Source organism: Pseudomonas sp. TJI-51 (assembly GCF_000190455.2).
Classification (GTDB): Bacteria; Pseudomonadota; Gammaproteobacteria; order Pseudomonadales; family Pseudomonadaceae; genus Aquipseudomonas; species Aquipseudomonas juntendi.
This window is the reverse complement of the sequence record NZ_AEWE02000137.1, coordinates 1-5,041: the sequence shown is the minus strand read 5'-3', so window position 1 is coordinate 5,041 and position 5,041 is coordinate 1. Positions and strand designations below refer to the sequence as shown.

Below are 5,041 nucleotides of genomic sequence, written 5' to 3'. Positions count from 1 at the left end.
GCGATAGGGCCGGTACAGGCTTACTTGCGCGCTTTGAGGATTACAAACTTGGGCGTAGCCGCTACCTGCTCCACCCCACGGAACAACCGCGCCAGCTTGCTGTGATAGCCCAGGTGGCGGTTGCCCACGATGTACAGGGCCCCGCCCACCACCAACGCTTCGCGTGCCTGCTGGAACATGCGCCAGGCAAGAAAATCGCCAACCACCTGTTGCTGGTGGAACGGCGGGTTGCAGAGCACCACATCCAGCGACTGTTTCTCGACCCCGGCCAAGCCGTCGGCTGCTTCGAAGTTGGCCGGCCGCTCACCCAAGGCGGCGCGCCAATTCTCCCGTGCCGATTGCACCGCCATGTACGACTCGTCCACCAAGGTGTACTCGGCATCCGGGTTGGCCAGGGCACTGGCAATGGCCAGCACCCCGTTGCCACAGCCCAGGTCTGCTACCCGCGCGCGGCCGAGGTCGCGTGGCAGGTGCGGCAGGAACGCCCGCGTGCCGATATCCAGGCCCTCACGGCAGAACACGTTGGCATGGTTGAGCAATTCCAGCGCCGGCGTGTCCAGGCGGTAACGGCTAGGGTAGGGCGAGCGGGCCAGGGGGCGCTCTGCCAGCGTCGCGGTGAGCAGGCGGGCCTTCTTTTGCGCCAGCGAAGCCTGCACCGGGCCGATGTATTTCTCCAACAGGTCACCGGCCGCGCGTGGCAAGTGCTTGACCATTGCCCCGGCAATCACCTGCGCAGCGGGGGCCAGCTGCCCCTGCAGGCGAATCAGTTGCTCTTCGAGCAGGGCCAGGGTTTTAGGCACGCGCAGCAGCACCCGGTCGAACGGGCCCTGCCAGTGCTCGCTGGCTGGCACGAACGGCACGCTGTCGAACGGCAGGCCATTGCGCGCCAGGTTCTTTTCCAGGGCCATGTGCGCCAGGTGGGAGTCGCCGCTGCTGGTCACCTGCACCTTGCCAGCCAGGCTGGCGGCCACGGCCCCGAAGCTGTCGTTGAGCACCAGCACCCGGCAGTTGGCGTCAGGTGCCTGCGCGTGCAACTGCGCGAGCAGGTATTCGTCGGCGGCATCGAAAGCCTGCAAAGGGTCGTTGGCCTGTTCGGGCTGGCGGATCAGGTCGAGTTCGGCGTAAGGGGTGGTCAACAGGGGCATGGCGTCTGGCTCGGGTATGAAACTGCCCGTTGCGGTTCGCCCCGGGCTTTGCCAGGCGATTCTACAGGGCTTTGCCCCGGGTCGCAGGTCTGAAGGTCAGATCCAGCCGCGCAGCGCGGCAATAGCGATGGCGCCAGCCTTGTTGGCGGCATTGGTCTTGGTGATCACGCTGCGGATATGGAAATTCACCGTGCTTTGCGACAACGACAGAATGCAGGCAACGTCGGCAGCGGTCTTGCCAGCGGCGGACCATTTCAGCACTTCCAGCTCACGCGCGCTCATCTTCGGTTGTGGCGGGCATAACGCGTTCAGGTGGTGTTCGCCGAGCACGGCATGCAGCGTGTGGCACAGCCACTGCACACTGCCGGCCTTCTCGTAGAGCTCGTTGATGTCGATGCTGCCCGCCGGGCGGGCCACGCTGATCTGGCTCTCGTTGTGTTGCAGGTCGTGCAGCGACTGCGTCCAACCGTGACGCAGGCCATGTTGGCAGGCTGCTTCGCGAAAGTGCGGGGCCTCATGATAGAGCTCGTCGGTCCACAGCACCGGCAGGGTCGACTGGTGGCTGAGGTGGGCGGCGCAGTCCTGCTTGTAGAAGTCGTCGCGCTGATAGCGACTGATCCATTCATCCGGATAGTTGCTGTACAGGTAGAGCCTGGGCGTCTGGGTCGCGATCTGAATGCGCAGGTTCAGCCCCAGGTACTGCATGGCCAGGTCCTGCGCCAGATGCACTGCGATGTTGAACAGCTTCTTTGGGCTGCGCTCGCTGACGAACGCATCAAGATGTTCAGGTTTCCAGTGAAGCATCTGAAACACTCCTTGAGGCGCGGGATCCAATCCGTTTGAGAATCAGGACTAGTGTAGGAAAAGACCTACCGTTGTGTTGGGATTTTTTGCTATAGCCAACCGCATTCTCTGCGACTTTCATACCGGCACCCGGCGTGAGGCCCTACAAAGCGGTGGTTTTTATCCCGAGCACTTTAGGCGACACTGTGCACACGCCAACCCTGGAGCCCGATATGACCGCTAGCGCCGAAAAGTTCACCCGCCAGACCCTGCTCGATGTTCAGCCGCTGACGCCGAACCTCTTCAGCCTGCGGGTTACGCGCGATGCCGGGTTCCGATTCCGTTCCGGCCAGTTCGCCCGGCTGGGCGTGACCAAGGCCGATGGCAGCGTGGTATGGCGCGCCTATTCCATGGTCAGTGCGCCCCATGACGAGCACCTGGATTTCTTCTCTATCGTGGTGCCGGGCGGCGAGTTCACCAGTGAGCTGAGCCGCCTGGGGGCAGGTGATACCTTGCTGATAGACCGCCAGGCGTTTGGCTTCCTCACCCTCGACCGCTTCGTCGGCGGCCGCGACCTGTGGCTGCTGGCTACCGGTACCGGCATTGCGCCGTTCATGTCGATCCTGCAGGACTTCGAGGCCTGGGAGCGGTTCGACAGCATCAAGCTGGTGTATTCGGTACGCGAGGCCAGAGAACTGGCTTATGTGGATGAAATTGCCGGGCTGGAACAGCGCGATTATCTGGCCGAGTTTGCTGGCAAGTTGCAGTTCATTCCGGTGGTCACGCGCGAGCAGCACCCTGGTGCGCTGAACCAGCGCATTACCACGCTGATCGAGAGCGGTGAGTTGGAGAGGGCGGCGGGGCTGGAACTGTCCCCCGAGCATTCGCGGGTGATGCTGTGCGGCAACCCGGAGATGATCGACGAGACACGCAAGGTGCTCAAGGCACGCGACCTGCAGTTGAGCCTGAGCAAGCGCCCCGGCCAGGTGGCGGTCGAGAATTATTGGTAAGGCGCCGGGCCTGGGCACCGGCGCTGCCGGTGCCGGCGAGCAGGAGCGGGCTGCAAGGCAGCCCGGCAAACTCAAGGCAGGCGGTTCTGGTTCTGCGTCTTGAGCAAATCGCGAATCTCGGTCAGCAGGGTTTCCTGGGGGGTAGGCACTGGCGGGGCAGTCGGTGCCACGGCCTCTTCACGCTTGAGCCGGTTGATGGCCTTCACGCCCATGAAAATGGCGAAGGCCACGATCAGGAAGTCGATCACGGTCTGGATGAACTTGCCATAGGCCAGCACCACCGCCGGTACGTCACCTTGAGCGGCTTTCAGGGTAATGGCCAGGTCGCTGAAATCCACACCACCAATCAACAGGCCCAGCGGAGGCATGATCACGTCGCTGACGAAGGACGAGACGATCTTGCCGAAGGCTGCGCCGATGATGATACCAACCGCCATGTCGACGACGTTGCCTTTGACCGCGAAGGCCTTGAACTCATTGAGCATGCCCATGTTTAGATCCTTGTAACAAAAGGTGAGGTAAACGCAGTGTAAGCCACTTGAACGCTTCATGCGTCGTGTTCAGGGCAACTGACTGCGGTTAGAACGAATAGTTTTGTCGCATCCCGAAGCGCTCGAGGCACGTGCGGCTCGGCTATCATGGCGATTTTTCCAGGAGACCCCAACCCATGGCCAAGGCCAAGCGCATGTATGGCTGCACCGAGTGCGGCGCGACCTTCCCCAAATGGGCCGGCCAGTGTGGTGAATGCGGGGCCTGGAACACCCTGGTCGAAACCATGATCGAAAGCGGCGGTGCCGCTGCGCCCAGCAGTGGCCGCGCCGGCTGGACCGGGCAGCAGGCACAGATCAAGACCCTGGCCGAAGTCAGCGTCGAGGAGATCCCCCGTTTCACCACCAGCAGCACCGAGCTCGACCGTGTGTTGGGTGGCGGCCTGGTAGACGGCTCGGTGGTGCTGATTGGTGGCGACCCTGGTATCGGCAAGTCGACCATCCTGTTGCAGACCCTGTGCAATATCGCCGTGGGCATGCCGGCACTGTATGTCACTGGCGAGGAATCGCAGCAACAGGTGGCCATGCGCTCGCGCCGCCTGGGCCTGCCCCAGGACAAGCTCAAGGTCATGACCGAAACCTGCATCGAGACGATCATTGCCACGGCACGTGTCGAAAAACCGCGGGTAATGGTGATCGACTCCATCCAGACCATCTTCACCGAGCAGTTGCAGTCAGCCCCTGGTGGCGTTGCCCAGGTGCGTGAAAGCACGGCGTTGCTGGTGCGTTATGCCAAGCAGAGCGGCACGGCCATCTTCCTGGTCGGCCATGTCACCAAGGAGGGCTCGCTGGCCGGCCCGCGGGTGCTGGAGCACATGGTCGATACCGTGTTGTATTTCGAGGGCGAGTCCGACGGCCGCCTGCGCTTGCTGCGGGCGGTGAAGAACCGCTTCGGCGCCGTCAACGAGCTGGGCGTGTTCGGCATGACCGACCGCGGCTTGAAGGAGGTATCCAACCCGTCGGCGATCTTCCTCAACCGTACCCAGGAGGAAGTGCCGGGCAGCGTGGTGATGGCCACCTGGGAAGGCACCCGGCCCATGCTGGTCGAGGTGCAGGCGCTGGTGGACGACAGCCACCTGGCCAACCCGCGCCGGGTCACCCTGGGCCTGGACCAGAACCGCCTGGCCATGCTGCTGGCGGTACTGCACCGCCACGGCGGTATACCCACCCACGACCAGGACGTGTTCCTCAATGTGGTGGGCGGGGTCAAGGTGCTGGAAACCGCTTCGGACCTGGCGCTGCTGGCGGCGGTGATGTCCAGCCTGCGCAATCGGCCACTGGCCCATGGCCTGCTGGTGTTCGGCGAGATCGGCTTGTCGGGCGAGGTACGCCCGGTGCCAAGCGGGCAGGAGCGCTTGAAGGAAGCGGCCAAGCACGGCTTCAAGCGGGCGATCGTGCCCAAGGGCAATGCGCCGAAGGAGCCGCCAGCGGGGCTGCAGGTCATTGCCGTGACCCGGCTGGAGCAGGCCCTGGATGCATTGTTCGAGTAATTCGTAGCCTGTACTGGCCCTATCGCCGGCAAGCCAGCTCCCACAGGGATCGCCTTAGGGCTGAC

At 63.4% G+C, this 5,041-nt stretch carries 5 protein-coding genes; 2 read left to right on the top strand and 3 right to left on the bottom strand.

The annotated features are described in order from the left end of the window. Nucleotides 1-20: 20 nt before the first annotated feature. Together G1E_RS24385 and G1E_RS24380 are read right to left on the bottom strand one after the other, a co-directional pair. Nucleotides 21-1,145 carry a methyltransferase gene (locus G1E_RS24385; RefSeq protein ID WP_009681278.1) on the bottom strand — a complete coding sequence of 375 codons (1,125 nt, stop codon included), beginning with the start codon at nt 1,143-1,145 and terminating at the stop codon, nt 21-23. A 96-nt stretch (nt 1,146-1,241) separates the two neighbouring features. Then, nucleotides 1,242-1,949 carry an autoinducer binding domain-containing protein gene (locus tag G1E_RS24380; RefSeq protein WP_009681279.1) on the bottom strand — a complete coding sequence of 236 codons (708 nt, stop codon included), beginning with the start codon at nt 1,947-1,949 and terminating at the stop codon, nt 1,242-1,244. 212 nt (nt 1,950-2,161) lie between these two features. Between G1E_RS24380 and G1E_RS24375 the strand changes: the two genes are divergently transcribed. Next, the gene (locus G1E_RS24375) at nt 2,162-2,938 is read left to right on the top strand and encodes a ferredoxin--NADP reductase (RefSeq protein WP_009681280.1); all 777 of its coding nucleotides are present in this window, start codon (nt 2,162-2,164) and stop codon (nt 2,936-2,938) included. 71 nt (nt 2,939-3,009) lie between these two features. Here G1E_RS24375 and mscL read toward each other — a convergent pair whose 3' ends face one another. Continuing rightward, nucleotides 3,010-3,429 (bottom strand): large-conductance mechanosensitive channel protein MscL, encoded by a 420-nt coding sequence (mscL, locus tag G1E_RS24370; protein ID WP_009681281.1) that lies wholly within the window; start codon nt 3,427-3,429, stop codon nt 3,010-3,012. A 176-nt stretch (nt 3,430-3,605) separates the two neighbouring features. Between mscL and radA the strand changes: the two genes are divergently transcribed. Further along, the gene (radA, locus tag G1E_RS24365) at nt 3,606-4,976 is read left to right on the top strand and encodes a DNA repair protein RadA (protein ID WP_009681282.1); all 1,371 of its coding nucleotides are present in this window, start codon (nt 3,606-3,608) and stop codon (nt 4,974-4,976) included. Nucleotides 4,977-5,041 lie beyond the last annotated feature (65 nt).

Excerpts from the sequence above, each read along its gene's own strand:
- radA (WP_009681282.1), top strand. The coding sequence starts at position 3,606 with ATGGCCAAGGCCAAGCGCATGTATGGCTGCACCGAGTGCGGCGCGACC.
- mscL (WP_009681281.1), bottom strand. The coding sequence starts at position 3,429 with ATGGGCATGCTCAATGAGTTCAAGGCCTTCGCGGTCAAAGGCAACGTC.
- G1E_RS24375 (WP_009681280.1), top strand. The coding sequence starts at position 2,162 with ATGACCGCTAGCGCCGAAAAGTTCACCCGCCAGACCCTGCTCGATGTT.
- G1E_RS24380 (WP_009681279.1), bottom strand. The coding sequence starts at position 1,949 with ATGCTTCACTGGAAACCTGAACATCTTGATGCGTTCGTCAGCGAGCGC.
- G1E_RS24385 (WP_009681278.1), bottom strand. The coding sequence starts at position 1,145 with ATGCCCCTGTTGACCACCCCTTACGCCGAACTCGACCTGATCCGCCAG.